We start from the raw sequence: 23,065 nt of genomic DNA on the forward strand, positions 1-23,065 counted from the left end.
CTTAAGCGTAGTGGTAGTGTGGCGCAATCAGTGATTTAAATTTTGCTCTGAACTTAGCAAGCTTAGGTGCAACTACTGCTGCACAATAGCCTTGGTTTGGATGCTGCTGGAAATAATTCTGGTGATAGTCTTCAGCAGGGTAAATTGTTGGTGCTGGTTGAATTTGCGTCACCACAGGATCGGCATAAATCTTCGAATCCTCTAGTTCTTGAATAACCTCATGCGCAATCTTGGTCTGCTCATCACTATGGGTAAAAATGACAGAGCGATATTGTGTACCGTGATCATTACCTTGGTAATTCAAAGTCGTTGGATTATGAATCACAAAAAAGACCTCTAAAAGATCTCTAAAAGACACCACTTGAGGATCAAACATGATGTCGACAATCTCAGCATGCCCAGTCACCCCAGTACACACCGACTCATAAGAAGGGTTTGGTCTGGCGCCACCGGCATATCCAGAAACCACACTCTTGACCCCCAAAATTTGTTGGTAAACAGCCTCAAGGCACCAAAAACAACCTCCACCCAAGGTGGCACGCTCTAGAGTAGACCCGTTTTTCTCGTCAATTGTATTCATGGCTTTATCCTAATGCCTTATTCAAATGCTTGCCAACTATCAACACACTATGAATCGCTTCACCATCCAGCTTGATGAAATAAAAGCAGCTTATGCTGCAGAGCCCAACCCCATCCTTGAAGTCAGGCTGGAGCGTATTGGCCGAATTGAAAAAATGATTGAGGCTAATGAAGAAAAGCTCACAAAAGCACTCATCGCAGATTTTGGCGTACGCCATTCAGTTGAGACCCGCTTGGCGGAATTTTAGATGGTATATCAGGCGTGCAAATATACCCGCAGACATTTAAAAGATTGGATGAAGCCTGTGCAAGTGGAAACCGCTGCACGCATGAGTTCCTCTGAAGCCTGGATTGAAAATCAATCAATTGGTGTTATTGGCATCATGAGCCCTTGGAACTATCCGGTGCAATTATCTTTAGTTCCTGCGATTTCTGCATTTGCTGCAGGCAATCGTGTTTGGCTAAAGCCTTCTGAGCGCAGTTCACGCACTTCAGGTTTTTTAGCAATCTTGATTCAAGAATATTTTCATCCAACAGAATTTTGTGTAACTACCGGTGGTCCTGATGTTGCAGAACAATTCATTGCCTTACCCTTTGATCACTTGCTCTTCACCGGCTCAGAAGCTATTGGCAAAAAAGTGATGCGGGCAGCCGCAGAAAATCTCACACCTGTTACCTTAGAGCTTGGAGGTAAAACTCCCGCTATAGTGGATTCCTCAGCAAACATTTAAAGATGCAGCAGCAGCCATTGTTTATGGAAAACTTCTTAATAGCGGTCAAACCTGTATTGCGCCAGATTATGTGCTCATTGAGGCAAGTTCGCAGCAGGAGTTGATTCGAGAATTACAAGCGGCTGCTCAATCGCAATTTAGCAATCCGGAAGAGCTCACAGGCCCTATTGACGATGAGCAACTTCAATACTGGCAATTTTTACTCAGCGATGCTATCGATCGTGGCGCAAAAGCAATTCCATTACTCAATATTCCCGGCGCTGGTGCCAGACGCTTTGATCCCATTGCTCTAATCGATATTCCGCCGGCAGCACGCGTACTGCATGAAGAAATTTTTGGACCGATTCTGCCCATCATTACCATAGGCAATCCTCTTGCTGCGATTAATTACATCAACCAACATCCCAATCCGCTCGCTCTTTATTGGTTTGGTAAGAATAAAAAGAATCTGCAGGCAGTGCTACAAAATACGCGCTCTGGTGGCGTAACAATCAATGATGTTTTCTTGCAGGCTACCGTAGACTCCCTTCCATTTGGCGGAATTGGCTCTAGTGGAATGGGAAAATATCATGGCAAGGCTGGATTTGATGCGTTCAGTCACCAAAAGTCGATCCTAGAAGTCAGGGGATTGCTCGGTACCAATATTCTCAAGGGGACTAGGCCTGCTCGGCCGCCTTATAGCAAGAAAACAGATCGTTTGATTCGCTGCTTAAAGTAAGCCGCAGAAAGAGCGTGAGTGGTGTGAGAGTTTTAGGTAAGTAAAAGTCGAACCGCAAAACTGACAAACATCGCGCCTGCAATCATCCAAAGCATTGCTGCAGCGCGATGATGGCTTTTAAAGAAGTGTAAACATTTCTGCCCTACCAAAATCAAAGCGGCTAAATAACTCATACTCATCAGCTGCAGAACTAGTGCGAGATATAAAAAGGTATAGGCAGGATATCCAAAGTCTGTTTGAATGAATTGCGAGAAGAATGCAATAAAGAAAAAGATGGCCTTGGGATTTGTCAGAGAAAGCGCTAACGCTGCCAACAAAGGGTGCAACTGCATAAGACGCGCTTGTAATGACGTATTTGCAATGATGGTTTCCGATGATGTCCAACGCTGCCAACCAGTACGAATTAAGCCACTGCCCATCCAGCCTAGATAAGAAGCGCCAACAGTTCGCACAAGATTGAAGAGTATTGGGGATGACAAAAGTAAGGATGCAGCTCCTAATGCTACGCCAATCATCAGAATACAATCTCCGATAAAGATACCCATGGCACCCCACACTCCTGAGCGCCAACCTTTTTGTGAAGCAGTAGTCAGCACAAAGAGGGAATTAGGTCCAGGCAATAGAATGATGAACAGAGTCCCTAAGAAATAGCTTGAGAAATCATTGATCCCTGCGTTTGCAGGCGACAAGAGGCTGAATGTGAACCATTGCATCACCACATCATAATAAATTCGGGAAAACCCTTGTAATCGCACCCTCAAGGTGTCATAATAAGAGGCTTTTTTAAGCAATTTGATTCATCGCCCCCCAGCTCTATTCTATTTCTATTTCAGCGTACCGTTTAGAAGTCATAAACACAGAAGTCACAAAACCGCGCTGCCGCTTGTCTGATGGTCGATGCCTTTGACCATCGCACCCTATAAAAACTTTGGGTGCAACATACGGAGACATCCCTTAAAGGGGATGTGCAATAGCATGACTTTTTCTAAAGAAACTAAACACGAGCCGAAAGACATCAGTCGAGACTCAAAGAGCGCTGGATCTGAATTCCAGAATTTCGCCCTAGCGGCATCACTCCTTAAAAACGTTGCTGAACTGGGTTTTACCCAAGCCACTCCAGTTCAAGCTCAGGTTATTCCTGCAGCATTAGCTGGTGGTGACTTGTTGGTCAGTAGCCAAACCGGTAGCGGTAAAACCGCAGCTTTTTTATTGCCTTTGATTAATCAGCTGATCGAAAGCAACCCGAATAATTCGCCTGTACCAGGTCGCGCTCAACCTAAGGTGTTGGTTCTCTGCCCTACTCGTGAATTAGCTCAACAGGTTGCCGCCGATGCAGTGAACTTAGTTCGTGGCATGAAAGGCATTCGTATTGCCACTGTGATGGGTGGCATGCCTTACGGTAAACAAATCCAAGCATTGAAAGGTGCGTTGTTAGTTGTTGCAACTCCAGGTCGTTTACTCGACTTGTGCGACAGCAAAGCTATTCGCTTAGATGATGTTAAACAACTCGTGATTGACGAGGCTGATCGCATGCTTGACATGGGATTTGCTGAAGATCTCGAGGCGATTGATAAACGTTGCCCTAGTCGTGATCAAACTTTGATGTTCTCTGCAACTTTTGCGCCAAAGATTATGTCTTTAGCAAATGAGTTGACTACAGATGCCAAGCGTATTGAGCTTGCTCACGCGGGTGAAAAGCACGCCAACATTGAGCAGAAGCTGCACTGGGCTGACAGCATGTCACACAAGCACAAGCTTCTTGAGCACATTTTGGCTGATGCCTCTTTGGATCAAGCGGTAGTGTTTGCAAGCACTCAAGTTGAGAGCGAAAAGATTGCTAATACATTGCGTGCCAACGGCTATGAAGCTACTGCCTTGCATGGTGCAATGCCTCAAGCTGTACGTATGCGTCGTCTTGAGTCTTTACGAAAGGGGCATACTAAGATTTTGGTTGCAACCGACGTAGCGGCCCGTGGTATTGATGTGCCACGCATCAGTCACGTGATTAACTTTGGCTTGCCAATGAAACCTGAAGATTACGCGCACCGTATCGGTCGTACTGGTCGTGCAGGTCGCAATGGTGTAGCAATCACTTTGGTTGAACATCGTGATCGCGCAAAGATTCGCAATATCGAGCGCTTTACGCAGCAAGACATTGTGGCTTCAGTCATCGCTGGTCTTGAGCCACAAGCTAAGCCAAGCTTTGGTAGTGGCGGTGGTCGCTCAGGTGGCGGCTTTGGCGGCAATCGTTCTGGTGGCGGCGGTGGTCGCTACGGATCAGGGGCTCGCTCAGAGTCTCGTTTCGGCGGTGGCGGTAATGCTGGTGGTGGTCGCTCAGGCGATTCACGTCCTGCGCGTTCTGCTGACTCACGTCCGGCTCGTTCTGGTGATTCACGTCCAACAGGTCCTCGCTTTGCTAAACCAAAGTCTGGCGGTCAACGTCGTAACTTTAGCGGCAACTAAACATGCTTCACCGTAATCGTCTCCGTTCTGCATGGAATCGAGTCGGTTCCGGTGGCATTCATCGGGCGCCACGTAAGTGGCAACCCTGGTTAAGCGATACCGGATCTTTAACTCAAAAAATTGAGAAGGTAATTGGGCAAAAACTAGAAGTTCAAGTTTTGCGCGATTGTCCTCAAACCTTAAATAGCGACGAGAGTCGCTATTTTCATTTGCGCATTAGACGCTGTAGGGTTCGCGAAGTATTACTTTGTGCTAACGGCATCCCTTTAGTGATGGCGCATAGCGTTATTCCCACTGCTAGCTCCAGTGGTAGCAACCATCAGATTCTGCCCTTGGGCAAGAAGCCTTTGGGGGCGGTCTTATTTAACAAAACTCGCAAACACTCCGAGGCCAAGCCCCCCGAGAAATTGCGCGCTTAGATAAAGCAAGCGCCTTGTGGAAAAAGTGTTCTGCTCATTATTCTGGTTTGAGCTCACCCTTATGGGCTCGCCGCACCTTGTATCAACTCAAAGGGCACCCAATTCTAGTTAACGAAATTTTTCTACCCGCTTTACTGAATTACCAGGCTAAATAGTTAGCCAAGCTAAAGCGGCTTTCATCAGAGCCTCATCACCAGGCAGCGTCGTAAAGACCTCACCAAACCCAATACGCTCGGCTGCATCTGAAATATTGTGATGCGGACATAAAGCACTAGCCACTGCAAGGCTTTCTGGAAATTGTTCTTGCGCTACTTCACCTAAATAGCGCACTGCCTCTGAGGAGGTTAATAGCCAAAGTGACTTGGAGAAATCCATCTCGTGAATTGCATGCCATGAGGGGTTATCAATATCCAAAGGAATGCGAGTATATGTAGAAATCGCTTCCACTCTCGTGCCGGCATTTTTTAAGGTATCAGCTAACCAATCACGCCCACCCTCACCCTTAAAGATGACTACTTTCTTATCTTGCCAACTCCACCCCAGCGCCTGAAGCTCATGCCATAAGCCCTCAGAGTCCCAGTTGTCATTGTTTTTAGGAATGATGATGGGTGTTGGCACTTCTTCCTGGCCAATGCCATGATTTTTCAGGGCGAGATGACTGCTACCACCCATGACACCAATTGGGATCACTTTTTTTGAAAAGCCTTGCCAATCTCTTCCCAGCAGACGCATCACACTCTCGATTGCATTTGGGCTCACAAAAATCGCCAGGTCAGCATCACTTAATGCCGTGGCAATCTGGTCAGCCAATTGATCATCCGCTTTTGGAACAATTGTGAGCAATGGCAAAGAGAGTATTTGCGGAAGACTGCGCTGAGCAACGCCGCTACGCTCAATAGCTTGCGTCAGTACCTCGATCAATTGACGTGCTTGACCACTTGGCCTGGTGATCACAATCGTCTTGATACTCATAGATTGGTGTTTACCAATTACTTGGTGAAATTAGGAATGAGATCTGCGGCACCCTGTGCCAGTAAATCTTTTGCAACTGCTAAACCCAAAGCTTCGGCGTCTGCTACGCAGGTCACTTTGGCGTTGCCACTTGCTAGGCAGATTGCTTTGCCATCAGTACTGGCGACGAAAGAGCGAATATGCATTTGCTGCTGATCCCAAGTGGCATGGGCTGCTAAGGGTACTTCGCATGAGCCGCCCAATTGGCGAGAGACCATGCGCTCTGCTGAAACAGCTAATAATGTTGGCAAATCATTCAGTGGTGCTAGCCAATCTTTAATGCTCGGATGTTTACTGAGTGTCTCAATACCGAGTGCGCCTTGACCTGCAGCTGGGGTATAGGGATCATAGGGGAGATATGCACGAATGCGACTGTCTAATCCAAGACGCTTTAATCCCGCAGCAGCCAAAATAATGGCTTGGTATTCACCGCGATCTAACTTGCCCATACGGGTATCTAAGTTCCCGCGCAGCGGTTGAATGACTAAATGTGGAAATTTAGCGCGCAAAACTGACTCGCGACGTAGACTCGATGTTCCTACAATTGCACCGTTTGGAAGTTCCTCTAAGCTAGCGTAATCGTTTGAAACAAATGCATCCCTTGCATCTTCCCTGGCCATCACGCAGGACAAGTCAAAACCTTCAGGCATGACCATGGGCACATCTTTAAGAGAGTGCACTGCTAAATCAGCACGACCATCCTCTAAAGCCGTTTCCAACTCCTTCACAAAAAGACCTTTGCCACCCACTTTAGAGAGGGCTCGGTCCAGAATCTGGTCGCCACGGGTAGTCATCCCCAAAATTTGCACATCACAGTCTGGGTAAAGCCTTTTAAGGCATTCTTGGACATGCTCCGCCTGCCACATGGCCAAGCGACTCTCCCGGGAAGCAATCACTAAGCGCTTTGGGGGAACGTGGGGAGCAGCAGAATGCGAAGAATTCAGGGTTTGGGACATAACATTTAAAATAATCAAAGACCTACACCAATATACTGTGTTTATGAGCTCATCTAAAAATTCCCTTGCCAACAAAGCCCAAGCTTGGTCGGCCCGTTTTGCAGAACCCGTTGACGAACTGGTTCAACGTTATACAGCCTCTATTGGCTTTGATCAACGCTTTGCCATGGTTGATATTGCTGGCTCCCTGGCTCACGCGCAAATGCTGGCGAATCAAAAGATTATCAGCGCCCAAGATTTAACCGATATTCAAAAGGGTATGGCTCAGATTAAAAACGAAATTGAGTCTGGGCAATTTGAATGGCAATTGGCACTTGAAGATGTACACCTCAATATTGAAGCTCGTCTTACTGCATTAGTCGGTGATGCTGGGAAACGTCTGCATACCGGTCGCTCGCGTAATGACCAAGTAGCCACTGATTTACGTCTCTGGTTGCGTGACAGTGTTGATGAGATTGCTACTACGCTCAAAGCCTTGCGCATTGCTCTTTTAGATCTAGCTGAAAAACATGCAGCCACGATCATGCCAGGGCATACGCATTTGCAAGTGGCACAACCGATTACGTTTGGTCATCACTTGATGGCTTACTATGAAATGTTTAGCCGTGATGCTAGCCGCTTAGCCGACCTACGTGCGCGCTTTAATCGTCTACCATTAGGTGCAGCAGCATTAGCTGGCACTACCTATCCGATTGATCGTGAGCAAGTAGCCAAGATTCTTGGCTTTGACGGTATCTGCAATAACTCCCTAGATGCCGTATCAGATCGCGACTTTGCTATTGAGTTCTGTGCGTTTGCTGCTATTTTGATGATGCACATTTCTCGTCTATCAGAAGAGTTGATTCTGTGGCTAAGCCCACGCTTTGGATTTATTGACTTACCAGATCGCTTTTGCACTGGCAGCTCCATCATGCCGCAAAAGAAGAATCCAGACGTTCCTGAATTAGCCCGCGGCAAGACTGGTCGAGTCTATGGTGACTTAATTTCTTTATTGACCTTGATGAAGAGTCAGCCACTGGCTTACAACAAAGATAATCAAGAAGACAAAGAGCCTCTGTTTGATGCTGTAGATACTGTTCAAGACACCTTGCGCATCTTCGCCGACATGATTCCCCACATTGAAGTCAAAGCCGAGGTCATAAAAGCGGCTGCCGAAGAAGGTTTTGCTACCGCCACCGACTTAGCAGACTATCTCGTAAAAAAAGGGTTGGCATTTCGAGATGCACACGAAGCAGTAGCGCATGCCGTTAAAGCATGCGCTAGTAGAAACTGCATGTTGACCGACCTGAGTCTTTCTGAACTGCGCTTTGCTTGTGGTTTAGATAGCCGCCCTGAACTGATCAGTGATGATGTTTTTGCATTACTCACTGTCGATGGCTCAGTACAGTCTCGTCAACATGCCGGCGGAACTTCGCCAGCACAGGTTCTAGCGGCTATTAAACGGGGTCGCGCAGATCTCTAAGTCGCATGGGGTTCTGGACTAAGCTCTCTAAGGGTATTGATCGCATCAATCAACTGCTAGGCAGCGCTGCCAGCATCATGATTCTGCTCTCTTGCATAGTATCAGCAGGCAATGCCTTACTCCGCTATGGTTTTGACATTAGCAATAACTGGCCTCTAGAGTTGCAGTGGTACCTATTTAGCGCTGCAGTGATGCTGGGCTCTGCTTACACCCTCAAACGCAATGAGCATGTGCGTGTTGATCTGATCTACTCACATCTCTCTGCTCGCGGCAGACTTTGGGTTGATCTGTTTGGTTTAGCTTGCTTCCTATTGCCTGCTTGTTTGTTATTTAGCTGGCTCTCTTGGACAACGCTCTTTTACCCATCCTGGTTAGTCATGGAAGGTTCATTAAATTCTGGTGGCTTGGCGCGTTACCCCATTAAATTTATCGTGCCTTTTGGATTCTTCATGTTGAGCCTACAAGGTCTCTCAGAAATCATTAAACGAATCGGCGCATTAAAAGGCGACATTACTTTACCAACCGAAGATCTTCATTACGAAAAGCCGATGCAATGATTCCATTAGAGTGGATGCCTCCCCTCATGTTTGGTGGCCTGGTCATCTTTATGTTGATTGGCTTCCCAGTGGCTTTCTCATTAATGGCAGCCGGTCTGTTCTTCTCCTTGATCGCGATGGGCGAGGGCTTCTTTGGGATTACTTTCTTACAAGCCATCCCCCAACGAATCTTTGGTGGCGTGCTAGCCAATGATCTCTTGTTAGCCATTCCCTTCTTTACCTTTATGGGCGCCATTCTCGAGCGCTGTGGCCTAGCCGAAGAGATGCTCGACTCTATGGGTCAGTTATTTGGACGAGTTAGAGGCGGTCTTGGTTACTCCGTCATCATTGTGGGTTTTATTTTGGGAGCCATCACTGGTACCGTAGCAGCTCAAGTAATTGCTATGGCGATGATCTCACTGCCAGTAATGATGCGTTATGGCTACAACATGCGCTATGCCACAGGTGTTTTAGCGGCTTCTGGAACAATTACCCAACTGGTTCCACCATCTTTGGTATTGATCGTGCTGGCAGACCAGCTCAAAACCCAAAGCGGCAGTGCCGATGTGGGGAGCATGTATCTGGGCGCCTGGGGGCCATCCCTCCTCCAAATTAGCCTCTTTGCTCTATATACCTTTTTTTGGGCCGGATTAGCCCAGACTATCTGCCCCCCGTTCCTGAGAGCGAAATCACCCTTAAAGGCTGGACCCTCTGGAAAAAGTGTCTCCTGGGTATCATTCCATCCGCAGTTTTGATTTTCCTGGTGCTGGGCACCATTATGACTGGCATTGCCACCCCCACTGAGTCTGGAGCTATGGGGGCCATGGGTGCATTGCTGTTGGCGTGGATTCGTAGAGCAAGCATTCCAAACCTAAAAAGATTAATTACCGAGGCTTATCAAAACACCATGCGCATCACAGCGATGGTGGTATTCATTTTGATTGGCTCAACCTGCTTCTCTGTTGTCTTTCAAGGAGTGGATGGTGGTTGCTGGGTCGAAGAACTTTTCTCTAGCTTGCCAGGCGGATGGATCGGATTTTTGATTGTTGTAAATCTTTTCGTATTTTTTCTGGCCTTCTTCTTAGACTTTTTTGAGATTGCTTTTATTGTGGTGCCGATGCTAGCTCCTGTGGCGGTCAAACTTCTTTCGCCAGTATTACTAGATGCCATGAATGGAAACCCGCAGGCAGCCGCTAGTGCCGCGCTAGTTTGGTTTGGCGTCATGCTTTGCGTCAATATGCAAACCTCATTCATGCACCCACCATTTGGCTTTGCTTTGTTTTATCTCAGAGGCGTTGCCCCTAAGGAGGTAAAAAGTAGCGATATATATTGGGGGCACTACCCTGGGTGGGATTGCAATTAGTCATGGTGGCCATAGTTATCGCATGCCCAGCGCTAGTGACCACCTTAATGGACAAGCCGGCAGCAATGGCACAGAGCCAAGACTTTAATTTCACGGGCACTGAAGAAGGCAAGCCTGAAGCAGCTAGCAAAATGGATGAAGATGCTCCGGTTAGCTTTCAGCTGGACAAGCCAATTAAATAAAAAGACCTGCATTGCAGGTCTTTTATATCCATAGCTGAAACACAGTGTGAATTACAAGGTGATATCGTGCTCTTGTCTGACGCAATCCACGTAGTACTCGCTATGGCCATCTACTTCGCCCTTTACTAATCCATGGATGTCGGTCTCAAAGCCTGGGAACTTCTCATTGAAGTCTCTTGCGAAGAATAGATAATCCACAATCCGCTTGTTAAAGCGTTCGCCAGGAATCAAAAGCGGAATACCCGGAGGATATGGAGTTACCAACATTGCAGTAACACGCCCATCTAATTGATCGAGTGGTACACGATCGACCTGCTTATGTGCCATCTTTGCCCATGCCTCAGAAGGCATCATAGCCGGCTCCATATCAGAGGTATACATCTCCGTAGTCATACGCGCTACATCACGACTCTTATAGAACTCATGAATTTGCTGACAAATATCCTTTAGGCCAACGCGTTCATATCGTGGGTGCTTGGCGACAAACTCTGGCAATACTTTCCACAAGGGAGCGTTCTTATCAATGTGATCCTTAAATTGCTGTAACTCAGTAAGTAAAGTATTCCAACGCCCCTTGGTAATCCCAATCGTGAACATAATGAAGAAGGAATACAGGCCGCACTTCTCCACGATCACGCCATGCTCGGCCAAGTACTTGGTCACAATACTCGCAGGAATTCCCATAGAACCAAAGTTACCTTCAATATCTAAACCAGGAGTAACCACGGTTGCCTTGATCGGATCAAGCATATTGAAATCTTGAGCGAGTTTGCCAAAGTCATGCCAACTTGCATTAGGCTCCAAGATCCAATCTGAACGCTCACCAATACCTTCATCGGCTAGGTGATCTGGGCCCCAAACCTTAAACCACCAATCAGCACCAAACTTATCATCCACTTCGCGCATTGCACGACGGAAGTCCATTGCTTCTGCAATAGACTCCTCAACCAAGGTGGTGCCACCTGGAGACTCCATCATGGCGGCAGATACGTCACATGAAGCAATAATCGCGTACTGTGGACTGGTCGAGGTATGCATCAAATAGGCTTCATTAAAGCAGTCACGATCGAGCTTAGTATCTTCTGCATCCTGAACCAATACCTGGGAAGCCTGCGATAAGCCAGCTAATAGTTTATGAGTAGACTGGGTAGCAAACATCAAACTCTTCTTAGTACGCTTGCGATCAGATCCAATCGCATGCATATTTTTGTAAAAAGGATGGAACGCAGCATGCGGTAACCAGGCTTCATCAAAATGTAGTGAATCGACTTTGCCGTCGAGCATCTCCTTAATCATCTCAACGTTGTAAACAATGCCGTCGTAAGTACTCTGAGTCAGGGTCATCACTCGGGGTACAACATTCTTGTTTTTGATGAAGGGATTAGCATCAATTTTTTTCTTAATGTTTTTCCACTCAAACTCTTCTTTTGGGATCGGACCAATAATGCCGAGATGATTTCGGGTGGGCATTAAGAAAATGGGAATCGCGCCCATCATGGTGATCGAATGAATCACCGATTTATGGCAATTACGGTCAACCAACACAACATCGCCAGGAGCGACAGTAGAGTGCCAAACAATTTTATTCGAGGTTGATGTACCGTTAGTGACAAAGAATAAATGATCAGCATTAAAGATGCGCGCAGCATTACGCTCACTTTGTAGAACTGGTCCTGTATGGTCGAGTAGCTGACCCAATTCTTCTACAGCATTGCAGACGTCAGCACGTAACGTGTTCTCACCAAAGAATTGATGGAACATACGGCCCACGGGACTTTTTAAGAACGCTACGCCGCCAGAGTGGCCTGGGCAATGCCAAGAGTAGGAACCCTCTGATGCGTAATTGGTCAATGCACGGAAGAATGGTGGCGCCAATGAATCTAAATACACCTTTGCTTCACGAATAATGTGCCGCGCTACAAACTCTAGCGTGTCTTCATTCATATGAATGAACCCATGCAGCTCCCGCAAGATGTCATTTGGCATATGACGTGAGGTACGAGTTTCACCATACAAGAAGATTGGAATATCTTCATTACGCTTACGAACTTCAGTAATAAAAGCACGTAAATTATTTAGTGCAGGGAGATCATGATCCTCCGAATCACCAATAAATTCTTCATCGTCGATCGAAACAATAAAAGTTGAGGCGCGGGAGGCCTGCTGAGCAAATGAAGTTAAGTCACCATAACTAGTTAATCCGATTACCTCCATGCCTTCATTCTCGATTGCCTCGGCAAGATCACGAATACCGGAACCCGAAATATTTTCGGAACGGAAGTCCTCATCAATAATGATGATTGGGAAACGAAATTTCATAAATACTCTCCTACTAACTTGTCCCGATGTATTCGGAACCCACTTCTCAAAATTGGCTAGGTCAATGACCCGACCACCGTCTGGCAAAACCGTTACTATGTCGACAAACATTTTGCTGCAAATCTCTCGGCAAGTAAACATGGCGAGCATAAACCTGATTTGCTAAGCTTTCGTGATACCCCGTAAAGGTGATTAATAAGTGCCAATGACTATTTAAAGCAGGTTTGTCTAAAAACTCGCTTAGCAGACTACTTTCATCGATGCTGTGCATTGCGGTCCAGGTCAATGAAAAGACCGGACTCTCGGCACGGTGTAGTGGCAGCTCTACTGATTTGCGATAGCGCTCACCCTCACTAGTCATGCTCTCTGCAATGAGCCATAAGCGCAGTTGCGCTTCAACAATATGAGAGCTACGATCATTAGCAACCCTAAATTTAAGGGTCCTAACGCCATCATGGCTTCCAACTACTGCCACCTTGGTAAAGCGCACGCCCGCTGTGGGACGGGTGAATCGAGCAAATGCTAAACCCGTTGTTAGCGCTGAATAAACAATCCAAAAAAAGCTTCAAAGGTCACAATGGAATTAGGCCAATGACCCACTGGGGTCATTTGTCCATATCCGATCGTCGCCATGGTTTGGACGCTGAAGTAAAAAACATCAATCAAGGAATTAGGTTTGGTATTGGTAATTGCGCCTGGTCCGCAAGCCAAGTATGCATAAGCAAATAGGAGATTAGTTCCCAAATAAACACAGATGACTAGAAGCAAAAACTTAGTCCATGAAGTGCCTAGCAGCCAATGGTAAAAATTGTTCTCGGGGCGCGCAACCGCTGAACGCGTCAAAGTGGCGCGATATTCATCCAGATTGATCCGCTCTGGGCGGCGACCAAAAGGGAATTTATCCACTACGGTGAAGGGTTTAAGTCTTAGGCAGGGTTACACCCCGCTGACCTTGATACTTGCCGCCACGATCTTTATAAGAAGTGCCGCACACCTCATCACTTTCAAAGAAGAGAACTTGAGCGCAACCCTCACCTGCATAAATTTTTGCAGGCAATGGAGTGGTATTGGAAAATTCTAATGTCACATAGCCTTCCCACTCAGGCTCAAATGGAGTGACGTTCACAATAATTCCGCAACGCGCATAGGTACTCTTACCCACACATACAGTTAATACGCTACGAGGAATCTTGAAATACTCTACGGTTCTTGCCAATGCAAATGAATTGGGAGGAATTATGCAAACATCACCCTTAAAGTCGACAAAAGATTGTTCATCGAAATTCTTGGGATCAACAATCGTGCTGTTGATGTTGGTGAAGATCTTAAATTCGTCCGCGCAACGAATGTCATAGCCGTAGCTTGAGGTGCCGTAGCTCACAATTTTGTTGCCTGCAGGGTCTTGGCGAACTTGCCCAGGCTCAAATGGGCTGATCATGCCTTGCTCACCCATGCGGCGGATCCAGTGGTCAGATTTAATAGTCATGGCCGAATTGTAAAACCTTCGACCTACCCTGCCCATTAATTTATGGGGTTTTTGGGGTAAAAACGACCCGCTCAGGGGCGTTGTAGATCTCAAAGTGTTTACCGGAGCAACGTGAGAGGATCGTGAGATTGGTTTTGCGTGCCAACTCAAGCCCCATCAAGGTCACTCCGGAACGGGTGAGAAGGAAGGGGATGCCCATCTGAGCGCCCTTGATCACCATTTCAGAGGTGAGACGCCCAGTGGTAAAGAAGATCAGATCCCTGCCGGGCTTATTGGCAAGCCACATCAAGCCCGAAATAGAATCGACCGCATTATGACGACCCACATCTTCAATGAAGTGCAGCAGACGAACCCCATGTTCAACATCACGTTCAAATACGGCACAAGCATGTACAGAGCCAGACTTTTTGTAGATTGTGTCGTGAATGCGAATAGTATCTACCAGGCTAAATATTGCCTCTTGGGCTAACAATGGGCCATCAGGCAGGCGAATCTCTGCCATCTCCTCGATCAGCCCGCCAAACATGGTCCCCTGACCGCAACCGGTTGTCACAACGCGCTTGCTAGTTAGAGCATCAATGTCGACTGTACTTCGGCGCGTCTTCACCGCCGCGGAATCTGTTTCCCAGTCAACCTGGATACTCTCAATATCATCGGGTGACCCCACGAGGCGCTGATTACGCAGATAGCCCAGCACCAAGGCCTCAGGAGCGCTTCCCAAGGTCATCAAAGTAACCACTTCGCGCTTATCTAGATAGATCGTTAAGGGACGCTCTCCAGGAATATGGGTGAGCTTCTTGCGGCCTGCCTCATCCAATACCTCAACCTCGTGCACCAAGGGCACGGAGGCATTAGACATTTGGATAGTAGGTTTTACGGCCATGAAATGCTTTCTAAATAGGGCTCGATATTCGGCTTAAGAGTCATTTTATCGAGACTAAAAGGTCTTTTACTTTAACCGCAGACTAAAATCACTGCACATGCTTGCATAATTAACTTTTAAGCAATACTGAACCCTTCAATTCTTTTTATTTAAGTCCGTTTTACATGAGCAGCTCCCAGCGTCGCCTTCTTGTCACTTCCGCCCTACCTTATGCCAATGGTCAGATCCATATTGGCCATTTGGTTGAATACATCCAAACTGATATTTGGGTTCGCTTTCAACGGATGCGTGGTCACGAGGTTCATTACGTTGGCGCAGATGATACCCACGGCACCCCAATCATGTTGCGCGCTGAGAAGGAAGGCTTAACCCCCAAAGAATTAATTGCTAATGTATGGAAAGAGCACAAACGTGACTTCGATCACTTCCTGATTTCATTTGACAATTACTACACCACAGATAGCCCCGAGAATGAAAAACTCGCGCAAAGTATTTATCTCAAACTCCGCGATGCTGGTTTGATTGAAAAACGTGCTATCGAGCAAGCTTATGATCCTGTGAAAGAAATGTTTTTACCGGATCGCTTCATCAAAGGCGAATGCCCTAAGTGCGGCGCCAAAGATCAATACGGTGACAACTGTGAAAAATGTGGCGCGACTTACTCACCAACGGATTTAAAAAATCCATTCTCAGTAGTCAGTGGGGCCACCCCCATTAAAAAAATATCGGATCACTATTTTTTCAAGTTATCTGACCCTCGTTGCGAAACCTTCTTACGCGAGTGGACGCAAGTGAAAACGCCACTGCAATCTGAGGCGCGCAACAAAATGAAAGAATGGGTTGGTGAACCAGGCGAGAGCAAGCTTGGAGACTGGGATATCTCCCGTGATGCCCCCTACTTTGGCTTTGAAATCCCCGACGCTGCGGGGAAATACTTCTATGTCTGGCTTGATGCGCCGATCGGTTATTACGCCAGCTTCCTCAATTACTGCGAGGCTAAAGGTATCAATTTTGATGAATGGGTGAAGCCTGACACGACGACTGAGCAGTATCACTTCATTGGTAAGGATATTTTGTACTTCCATACTTTATTCTGGCCAGCAACTTTGCAATTTGCAGGTTATCGCACACCAACCAATGTATTTGCTCATGGATTCTTAACCGTTGATGGCGAGAAGATGAGTAAGTCTCGTGGCACCTTAATTTCTGCTAATAGTGTCATTGAATGCGGCTTTAATCCCGAGTGGTTCCGCTATTACTTTGCAACCAAACTGAATGACAGCATGGAAGATTTAGATTTAAATCTTCAAGATTTTGTTGCACGCGTTAACTCTGACTTACTTGGTAAGTACATCAATATTGCCAGCCGCAGTGCTGGCTTCTTGGTAAAGCGTTTTGGTGGCGTTGTTTCAGACGAGGCAATGAATCATCCACTCTTAAAAGAAATTGCAGCAAGTAATGAAAAAATTGCCGCCCTTTATGAAGCGCGCGAATATGCAAAAGCATTGCGCTCAATCATGGAGCTCGCCAATAAGGTCAATAGCTTTGTAGACGAAAACAAGCCTTGGGAAATCGCAAAAGACCTTGAACGTGAAGCAGACTTGCAGCAGGTTTGTAGCGTCACCCTAGAGGCATTCCGCATGCTCAGCCTCTATCTCAAACCCGTCATTCCTCAGGTGGCTGCTGGCGTAGAGCAATTCTTATCCCTGCCTGCACTTTCCTGGGACGACATCAACACCCCACTTTCCAGCAAAAACCCAATCCAGCCATATAAGCACCTGATGACCCGGGTTGAAGCCCCTCAAATCGAGGCTTTGCTGGTGGCAAACTTGTAAAAAAGGGCTTAAAAAGCACCTATAATGAGGGTGTAAGCCTTAGATAACTTTTGGAATTTATTTTATAAGTTATTGAATTTATTGAGTATTTTAGGAAATGTCATGGCAAGATATCAATCTGAATTCACCCAGTTCTTAAACGAGCTGAAATCTGAGAAGCCTAATCTCGAGGCAGAGCAGCAAGCAGGTCGCGCCCTACTTTGGGATAAAGAATCTTTGACGGTTGAGGATCAGCGCCGCGCTAAAGCAGCCAAAGTAAAACAACGCGCCTACGTTTACTCGAATGACTGAGCCGAGCACTCAGCCAATCTCGGATTTACTCGATAGCACTCCATCGGTTACCGATGGCATGTCTGAAGCATTTGCCAAGCTTTACGGCGAGCCACTCTTTAAGCTCCCTACCGATCTCTATATTCCACCAGATGCTTTGGAGGTTTTTCTAGAGGCATTTGAAGGCCCCCTCGATCTTTTGCTGTATTTAATTCGCAAGCAAAATTTCAACGTATTGGACATTCCAATGGCGCAGGTCACACAACAGTACCTGAGCTACATTGATCAAATTCGTCACCACAATCTTGAGCTAGCTGCTGAATATTTGTTAATGGCTGCCATGTTGATTGAAATTAAATCCCGCATGCTATTGCCAATGAAGAAGGCAGATAGCGAAGAAGAAGTAGAAGATCCACGCGCAGAATTGGTACGCCGCCTCCTGGAATATGAGCGCATGAAGCTAGCTGCACAAGAGCTCGATCAAATCCCTCAGCTTGGTCGTGACTTTCAGGTAGCGCATGGCTTTGTGGATACAACCGTTGCCATTACCTGGCCTGAAGTAAATCTAGAGGATCTACAAATGGCTTGGCGCGATGTCTTACATAGAGATAGAGCCAAACTTACCCAACACCATACCATCACCCGTGAAGAACTCTCGGTACGAGACTTCATGACGCGTATTTTGCGTCGTCTGCAAACTACTAAGTTTGTCGAATTTGGTGAATTGTTTGAAGACGCCATCAAGTCTGGCAAAGGCATTCCAGTGGTGATCGTGAACTTCATTGCGATGTTAGAACTCTCACGCGAAGCCTTAGTCGAAATCACACAAGCTGAGCCCTACGCGCCAATTTATGTGCGCCTTGCCTATACCCCTGTTGCATGAAAATCATTAGCGACATTCAGGAATTACGCGATCATTTGCGCGGACAAAACCGCGCTTCCTTTGTCCCCACGATGGGAAACCTTCATGAAGGTCACTTGTCTTTGATGCGCCTTGCTAGGCAACATGGTGATCCAGTAGTAGCCAGCATCTTTGTAAACCGCTTGCAGTTTGGGTCCAATGAAGATTTTGATAGTTACCCGCGCACTATGCAGGCCGATATCGAGAAGCTTGAAAAAGAAGGGGTTTATATCCTCTTCGCACCCACTGAACGAGACCTCTATCCACAGCCACAGGAGTACCGTGTAGACCCTCCACAGCAATTGGGTGACATTCTTGAGGGTGAGTTTCGTCCGGGCTTCTTTAAAGGTGTCTGCACGGTTGTATTGAAATTATTTTCCTGTGTGCAGCCGAAGGTGGCAGTATTTGGCAAAAAGGATTATCAACAACTGATGATTATTCGCCAAATGGCAAAGCAATTTGCCCTGCCTGTTGATATCGTCCCAGGTGAGACTATTCGCGCTGATGATGGTTTAGCTCTTTCTTCACGCAATAGCTATCTCTCCGCAGAGGAGCGCGCAGAAGCTCCGCATTTACAAAAGGCATTACAAGAGGTTCGCGAAAGGGTATTACAACTTCAAGATCGCAACCGCCAATCCATTGCTGAGATCGAAAAAGCGGCTGTTGCCTCTCTCGCTAGTCGTGGCTGGCAGCCCGACTATATCGCCATTCGTCAGCAAAACAGTTTAGCCCCTGCTTCTAATGAGCAACTACAAGCAGGTGAACCACTAGTTATCCTCACTGCAGCCAAGCTTGGCAAAACTCGCTTAATTGATAATCTCGAGATTTAACTGAGCTGTTAGCTTAGTAGCCAATGGTATAGGTTGCTAAAGCTGTAGTGGTGTTTGTAGCAATAAATGGCTGTTGCTGCCAAAGCACGTTAAAGCTTAAACGCTCTTGCTTATTAATGTCATAAAACAAACCTGCTGATGCGGTTGCCATTGAATTTACATTACCCGGCATGGCAACACTAAAACTTTCTAAGCCAACAATAGAGCTTGTCACTTGGTAGTTTGACATGTTGTATTTAAGATTTTGCTGAATACCCACCGATGCTGTTCCGGTCAGATTCTCAGTCAAACCAACACGGAGGCCAATGCCACCAACCGCCGAGAATGTATTTTGCGTCATCGAACCATATGAAAGTGGCAAAGTAACGTCTGCTGTGCTGCTCTCCGTATAAGAGCCATTATTTAACCGTGTATAACGGAGTCCAATATAAGGCACTATAGCCAATGTATCGCTTACTGGTTGATGATAGTTGGTAGTAAGTTGATAACCTCGACCATTAAATGAGGATGAGCCAGAACCTGCCTCGGTATTTAAAAGTAGTGGGCGAGTAATACTCAAAGTATTACTTGATGGTATTACTTGATGACACGCCAGATGCTTGTACCCCCAACCAGTCTCATCTGGATTCATATGCCATTTTGCAAAGAGCCCCCACATGGGACTATTGTTGCTTTGGCTAAAGCCAGATGGTGTTGCAACACTGATGGACTGATCAGCAAAAGCACCAAATCTAAAATTTGGTGATGGCTTGTATCCAATCACCAGCAAAGCCGCTTGCTGATTAGCAGATGGAGATGGACCTGAATAGGTATATCGCCCACCTACATACACTAACGCAAATATTATTTTTATCGTACATGCGGCAGTCATACATCAAGGCAGCTTGATATGCAGCAACCTGTTGGTTGTAGATGCTTGCTAAACCTGAAGCGTTAATCTGGACTGCGCGAGTTGTGTTGACATTATCCACCTCAAGAAATGGTGTATCCAAATACAAAAATACATCCTTACCGTCATAACCCAAACGATACTTTGAAGCAGCCTCATCAAAGTTATTGGTGAATCTAGAAAACGTACCTGTTAAACCGCCTTGGGCATTAATCAAGGTATATCGACCTGCAGAATAATAGCCAGGAGTAGCGTTAACATACAAAGAACCCGCCAAACTTGCAGTGCCTGCGATTAATAGCCTCTCAGTATTGGTAGTATTGAGGCCCATCTTCAAGGTAGCTGAGCTAGATTGAACATAATTACCAGATAAATTGGTATTCGTTGTTTTTTGCTGAATATCGAAGGTGCCGTTATTGGTGTAACCAAGCTTGAGTTGGCGATTGTTCCTGAATCAGCAAGAGTTAGGGCTCCGCCAGCATTGATTGTGGTGTTGCCAGTATAAGTATTGTTGCCACTTAGCGTCACCTCACCAGGACCATCTACAACCAATGAACCGGTGCCACTCATCACACCAGCATATGCTCCATTGCCCGCTTGGATAAAGTTCAACACTGAATTGTTAACTACGTTTCCTTGAATACTTGTAGTAGTTCCCACCAAAGTTCCAGATGAAACCGTAGTGCCGCCGCTATAAGTATTAGCACCCGACAACGTGAGGACGCCAGAGCCTGTCATGGATACACCACCTGTACCAGCAATTATTCCAGAGTAACTTCCAGATCCATTATCAGTGAATGCAATCGCTCCATTATTGGTTAAACCTGTTGCACCACTTGTAGTTGAGCCAGGGATAGATAAAGCATTTCCTTGCAGTGTAGCCCCAGAGGCAATCGTTGTTGCACCAGTAAAGCCGCTGTTATTACCTTGCAAAGCCAAAGTACCAGCTTGAACGCTAACTGTTGCTAATTTGGAGATGGCTGTTAGTGGATTTGCAAGTGTCCAGGTACCAGAATCTAATTTATTTAAGGTTTGAAAATTAGAAGTGGTATTGCTGAATGTGCTTGCACCCGTTCCGGCAAGATGCAAGGTATTGGTACCACCGCCGCCATTGATAGATCCCGTAATACTTGATCCAGTATAAAGCGTTACATTATTCGTTCCATTGGCCAGAGAAAAGCTTCCAAGTACAGTGCCGCTGTTATAGAAATTAACGCTACCACTACCGGATGCGCCAATAGCCTGACCACCTGTTCCCGCTTGAATAACACCGCCTACAAGGTTGTATACGGTATTTAATGAAGTCGAACCGGTTGAATTTTGAAACCAAATTGCAGTGCCAGTTAAAGACTTGATCGTGCCAGAGTTATTAATTACGTTACCAGTTCCGGTCGGATTAATCGCTTCAGATGAAGTGGCAGCACCAGCCGCGATACGGTAGCACCACTATTAATGGTGACTGTATTGTTGGAATTAAATTCAATGGTGTTGTTACCAGCATTGATAGGAGGAACGCCGGTACCTCCTGTTGCATAGTTAATTACTGTCGCGCCAGTTCCAATAGTTAAGGTGCTGTTATCCCGAAAAAATATCGCACTATTATTTACGCCAGGACCACTGCTAGGAGCGGACACAGTAGCATTATTGCCTACTGCAATATTTGCAACATCACGCAAGAGAATTGTTGATGTGTCTGGACCAAAGTTGGTAGTGTTAAGTCCGACCGAAGACCCTGCTCCAATGTTTAGCGTAATGTTATCGCCATTCGAAGTGGGTGCGCCATTAATAACACTTGCTGCCGCGCCAATTCTTCCAGAATAAGGTGTTCCTGTTCCTGTACAAGTTACAGTAGTGCCGGTAATCGCTCCCGTGGCTGGATCAACGGTAAAGCATGCTGTTTGAGCACTCGCTAAAGGTGTTACAAGAAATAGGATGCTGAGTATTAATAAGCGAGATGCGATAGTTTTCATTGACTGCAAGTAAATGCCATTCAAGATGATCTGATTATATTTAATGGGCATGGCCCTGATGACACTTTACGATAGGACCAGGAAATCGGTGCAACTATCAATTGAGGGAAAACCCCGAGAGAAAATAAGGCTCAGAGTTTCAGGAGGCGCTACAGTTGTGAGATGCGATTATTAAATTGCAAAGAACTGCCCCACTTCTAAATTTAACTCTTTAGCCAACTCTGCACCAGTAACTTTGCCAGCAGTGCCTCTTTGGCTTTGAGTACCTCTATTTGACCACCGTGGCAGGTCACAAAGAAAGAATCTAAAGTAATCTGAGTAACTTCACCTGGCCTACCTTTGACTGCGCCAAAAGTAGCGGCCACATGTTTATGGCAGTCGTAGATCTGCACCTTTTGCTCACCAAGCTTGGTCCAAGCGCCGGGCGCAGGGTTACAAGCACGAATCAGGTTATAAATCTGGTTGATATGAGTTGCCCAATGTATTTGCGCCGCATTAGCATCAAACCAACCTTCATAGTTTGCTTGTGATTCATCTTGAATCAACTCTTGATGTTTGCCGGCAACCACTAAATCGGCGGCTTCTAATAGCGCCTTCACACCAATCGGAAATAAATGATCAAAGTAGATCTTACCCAAGGTGTCGTTGGGTCCAATAGCCACTTCTTTTTGCAAAATCACTTCGCCTTCATCCAATCCATCAGATGGACGGAAAATCGTGAGTCCGGTTTTTTCTTCACCTAATGCAATCGCCCAATTAATGGCGCTGGGTCCGCGATATTTTGGCAAAAGAGATGGGTGGTATTGAATCGTACCGTGCTTCGGAATCTTACAAAGCTCTTGGGGCACAAATGCAAGTCAACGATTTCACGTTCGCTTGAACCAGAAATCAAAATCATTGGGAAACAGTTCACTGTTGCGTTTGCCAGCGCCGTTAAACCGTTTAAAAATCCTGGTGCAGAAACTGTCATGCAGATGCCTGGCTTTTGAGTCATGTATCCAGCAATTGCAGCTGCGTTACCAGCATGTTGCTCATGACGAAAGCCAATAAAGCGCAAGCCTTCTGCTTGCGCTAAGCGGCATAAGTCGGTAATAGGAATACCAACGAGACCGAAAATAGTGTCGAGGTCGTTTGCTTTGAGGGCATCAATCACCAGATGAAAGCCGTCAGTTAATTGTGTGTTTTGATTGTCTGTTGTCATAGTAGTTTTTATATGAATTGCGGAAATGCACTCGTTGAGGGCTAAAGCAATTTAGCTTGCG

24 protein-coding genes and 3 pseudogenes are annotated in these 23,065 nt (G+C 46.3%); 12 read left to right on the forward strand and 15 right to left on the reverse strand.

The window, feature by feature from the left end; genetic code table 11:
• Position 1: 1 nt before the first annotated feature.
• Positions 2 to 580, reverse strand: coding sequence for a peptide-methionine (S)-S-oxide reductase MsrA (gene msrA / locus DXE33_RS04740; RefSeq protein ID WP_114638886.1), 579 nt, complete (start codon positions 578 to 580; stop codon positions 2 to 4).
• 49 nt (positions 581 to 629) lie between these two features.
• Here msrA and DXE33_RS09800 point away from each other — a divergent pair, with 49 nt between their 5' ends.
• The 3 genes from DXE33_RS09800 to DXE33_RS10430 are packed head-to-tail and all read left to right on the forward strand — an operon-like array spanning position 630 to position 2,028.
• Positions 630 to 827, forward strand: coding sequence for a hypothetical protein (locus DXE33_RS09800; protein ID WP_197711995.1), 198 nt, complete (start codon positions 630 to 632; stop codon positions 825 to 827).
• 57 nt (positions 828 to 884) lie between these two features.
• Entirely contained in the window at positions 885 to 1,310 is a 426-nt protein-coding gene (locus DXE33_RS10425; protein ID WP_269460024.1) for an aldehyde dehydrogenase family protein, read from the forward strand.
• A 55-nt stretch (positions 1,311 to 1,365) separates the two neighbouring features.
• Positions 1,366 to 2,028, forward strand: a complete 663-nt coding sequence (locus tag DXE33_RS10430; RefSeq protein ID WP_269460041.1) for an aldehyde dehydrogenase family protein — start codon at positions 1,366 to 1,368, stop codon at positions 2,026 to 2,028.
• Between the two features lie 32 nt (positions 2,029 to 2,060).
• Here the strand turns inward: DXE33_RS10430 and leuE are convergent, their stop codons facing one another.
• Positions 2,061 to 2,741: a leucine efflux protein LeuE gene (leuE, locus tag DXE33_RS04750; protein ID WP_114638888.1), complete on the reverse strand. Its 681-nt coding sequence runs from the start codon at positions 2,739 to 2,741 to the stop codon at positions 2,061 to 2,063.
• A gap of 262 nt (positions 2,742 to 3,003) precedes the next feature.
• Here leuE and DXE33_RS04755 point away from each other — a divergent pair, with 262 nt between their 5' ends.
• Together DXE33_RS04755 and DXE33_RS04760 are read left to right on the forward strand one after the other, a co-directional pair.
• Positions 3,004 to 4,491 carry a DEAD/DEAH box helicase gene (locus DXE33_RS04755; protein ID WP_114638890.1) on the forward strand — a complete coding sequence of 496 codons (1,488 nt, stop codon included), beginning with the start codon at positions 3,004 to 3,006 and terminating at the stop codon, positions 4,489 to 4,491.
• 2 nt (positions 4,492 to 4,493) lie between these two features.
• The gene (locus tag DXE33_RS04760) at positions 4,494 to 4,910 is read left to right on the forward strand and encodes a chorismate--pyruvate lyase family protein (RefSeq protein ID WP_197711997.1); all 417 of its coding nucleotides are present in this window, start codon (positions 4,494 to 4,496) and stop codon (positions 4,908 to 4,910) included.
• 147 nt (positions 4,911 to 5,057) lie between these two features.
• Here DXE33_RS04760 and DXE33_RS04765 read toward each other — a convergent pair whose 3' ends face one another.
• Complete coding sequence (locus tag DXE33_RS04765; RefSeq protein ID WP_114638892.1) at positions 5,058 to 5,882, reverse strand: uroporphyrinogen-III synthase; 825 nt, start codon at positions 5,880 to 5,882, stop codon at positions 5,058 to 5,060.
• 17 nt (positions 5,883 to 5,899) lie between these two features.
• A complete protein-coding gene (gene hemC, locus DXE33_RS04770; RefSeq protein WP_114638894.1) occupies positions 5,900 to 6,877 on the reverse strand; it encodes a hydroxymethylbilane synthase in 978 nt (325 codons plus the stop codon).
• A gap of 43 nt (positions 6,878 to 6,920) precedes the next feature.
• On the opposite strand from hemC, the gene argH reads away from it, so the two are divergent.
• The 3 genes and pseudogenes from argH (at position 6,921) to DXE33_RS04785 (ending at position 10,420) form a co-directional block, all read left to right on the forward strand.
• Entirely contained in the window at positions 6,921 to 8,339 is a 1,419-nt protein-coding gene (argH, locus tag DXE33_RS04775) for an argininosuccinate lyase (RefSeq protein WP_114638896.1), read from the forward strand.
• Positions 8,340 to 8,344: 5 nt separating this feature from the next.
• Positions 8,345 to 8,896, forward strand: coding sequence for a TRAP transporter small permease subunit (locus tag DXE33_RS04780; RefSeq protein ID WP_114638898.1), 552 nt, complete (start codon positions 8,345 to 8,347; stop codon positions 8,894 to 8,896).
• Positions 8,893 to 10,420 (forward strand): annotated as a pseudogene (locus DXE33_RS04785) (TRAP transporter large permease). The gene DXE33_RS04780 and the pseudogene DXE33_RS04785 overlap by 4 nt, the downstream one beginning before the upstream one ends.
• A 51-nt stretch (positions 10,421 to 10,471) precedes the next feature.
• Here the strand turns inward: DXE33_RS04785 and DXE33_RS04790 are convergent.
• From DXE33_RS04790 to DXE33_RS04810, 5 genes are all read right to left on the reverse strand, one after another.
• Complete coding sequence (locus DXE33_RS04790; protein ID WP_114638900.1) at positions 10,472 to 12,739, reverse strand: arginine/lysine/ornithine decarboxylase; 2,268 nt, start codon at positions 12,737 to 12,739, stop codon at positions 10,472 to 10,474.
• A gap of 61 nt (positions 12,740 to 12,800) precedes the next feature.
• Positions 12,801 to 13,229: a hypothetical protein gene (locus DXE33_RS04795; protein WP_162785414.1), complete on the reverse strand. Its 429-nt coding sequence runs from the start codon at positions 13,227 to 13,229 to the stop codon at positions 12,801 to 12,803.
• Between the two features lie 44 nt (positions 13,230 to 13,273).
• On the reverse strand, positions 13,274 to 13,645 hold the full coding sequence (locus DXE33_RS04800) for a potassium channel family protein (protein WP_114638904.1): 372 nt from the start codon (positions 13,643 to 13,645) through the stop codon (positions 13,274 to 13,276).
• Between the two features lie 13 nt (positions 13,646 to 13,658).
• The gene (gene dcd, locus DXE33_RS04805) at positions 13,659 to 14,225 is read right to left on the reverse strand and encodes a dCTP deaminase (RefSeq protein ID WP_114638905.1); all 567 of its coding nucleotides are present in this window, start codon (positions 14,223 to 14,225) and stop codon (positions 13,659 to 13,661) included.
• Between the two features lie 40 nt (positions 14,226 to 14,265).
• Positions 14,266 to 15,108 (reverse strand): formate dehydrogenase accessory sulfurtransferase FdhD, encoded by an 843-nt coding sequence (locus DXE33_RS04810; protein ID WP_114638907.1) that lies wholly within the window; start codon positions 15,106 to 15,108, stop codon positions 14,266 to 14,268.
• Positions 15,109 to 15,272: 164 nt separating this feature from the next.
• On the opposite strand from DXE33_RS04810, the pseudogene metG reads away from it, so the two are divergent.
• The 4 genes and pseudogenes from metG to panC form a co-directional block, all read left to right on the forward strand.
• Positions 15,273 to 16,937, forward strand: a pseudogene (gene metG, locus DXE33_RS04815) (methionine--tRNA ligase); the annotation flags it as partial.
• Positions 16,938 to 17,045: 108 nt separating this feature from the next.
• A complete protein-coding gene (locus DXE33_RS04820) occupies positions 17,046 to 17,234 on the forward strand; it encodes a DUF3460 family protein (protein ID WP_114638911.1) in 189 nt (62 codons plus the stop codon).
• Complete coding sequence (locus tag DXE33_RS04825) at positions 17,227 to 18,096, forward strand: segregation and condensation protein A (protein ID WP_114638913.1); 870 nt, start codon at positions 17,227 to 17,229, stop codon at positions 18,094 to 18,096. Before DXE33_RS04820 ends, DXE33_RS04825 begins: the two co-directional genes overlap by 8 nt.
• Positions 18,093 to 18,944, forward strand: coding sequence for a pantoate--beta-alanine ligase (gene panC / locus DXE33_RS04830; RefSeq protein WP_114638915.1), 852 nt, complete (start codon positions 18,093 to 18,095; stop codon positions 18,942 to 18,944). The genes DXE33_RS04825 and panC overlap by 4 nt, the downstream gene beginning before the upstream one ends.
• Before the next feature lie 13 nt (positions 18,945 to 18,957).
• Here panC and DXE33_RS04835 read toward each other — a convergent pair whose 3' ends face one another.
• The 6 genes and pseudogenes from DXE33_RS04835 to DXE33_RS04855 form a co-directional block, all read right to left on the reverse strand.
• Positions 18,958 to 19,815 (reverse strand): autotransporter outer membrane beta-barrel domain-containing protein, encoded by an 858-nt coding sequence (locus DXE33_RS04835; RefSeq protein WP_114638917.1) that lies wholly within the window; start codon positions 19,813 to 19,815, stop codon positions 18,958 to 18,960.
• The gene (locus DXE33_RS09615) at positions 19,727 to 20,164 is read right to left on the reverse strand and encodes a hypothetical protein (RefSeq protein ID WP_162785416.1); all 438 of its coding nucleotides are present in this window, start codon (positions 20,162 to 20,164) and stop codon (positions 19,727 to 19,729) included. The genes DXE33_RS04835 and DXE33_RS09615 overlap by 89 nt, the downstream gene beginning before the upstream one ends.
• A 2-nt stretch (positions 20,165 to 20,166) precedes the next feature.
• Positions 20,167 to 20,922, reverse strand: coding sequence for an autotransporter-associated beta strand repeat-containing protein (locus tag DXE33_RS04840; RefSeq protein WP_114638919.1), 756 nt, complete (start codon positions 20,920 to 20,922; stop codon positions 20,167 to 20,169).
• A 284-nt stretch (positions 20,923 to 21,206) separates the two neighbouring features.
• Positions 21,207 to 21,827 carry a hypothetical protein gene (locus DXE33_RS04845; protein ID WP_162785417.1) on the reverse strand — a complete coding sequence of 207 codons (621 nt, stop codon included), beginning with the start codon at positions 21,825 to 21,827 and terminating at the stop codon, positions 21,207 to 21,209.
• Between the two features lie 179 nt (positions 21,828 to 22,006).
• Positions 22,007 to 22,651: a methionyl-tRNA formyltransferase gene (locus DXE33_RS04850; RefSeq protein WP_114638922.1), complete on the reverse strand. Its 645-nt coding sequence runs from the start codon at positions 22,649 to 22,651 to the stop codon at positions 22,007 to 22,009.
• A 5-nt stretch (positions 22,652 to 22,656) separates the two neighbouring features.
• Positions 22,657 to 23,004, reverse strand: a pseudogene (locus DXE33_RS04855) (thiamine pyrophosphate-binding protein); the annotation flags it as partial.
• Between the last annotated feature and the right edge of the window lie 61 nt (positions 23,005 to 23,065).

It is taken from the genome of Polynucleobacter necessarius, from assembly GCF_900096765.1.
In the GTDB taxonomy this organism is placed as follows: Bacteria; Pseudomonadota; Gammaproteobacteria; order Burkholderiales; family Burkholderiaceae; genus Polynucleobacter; species Polynucleobacter necessarius_F.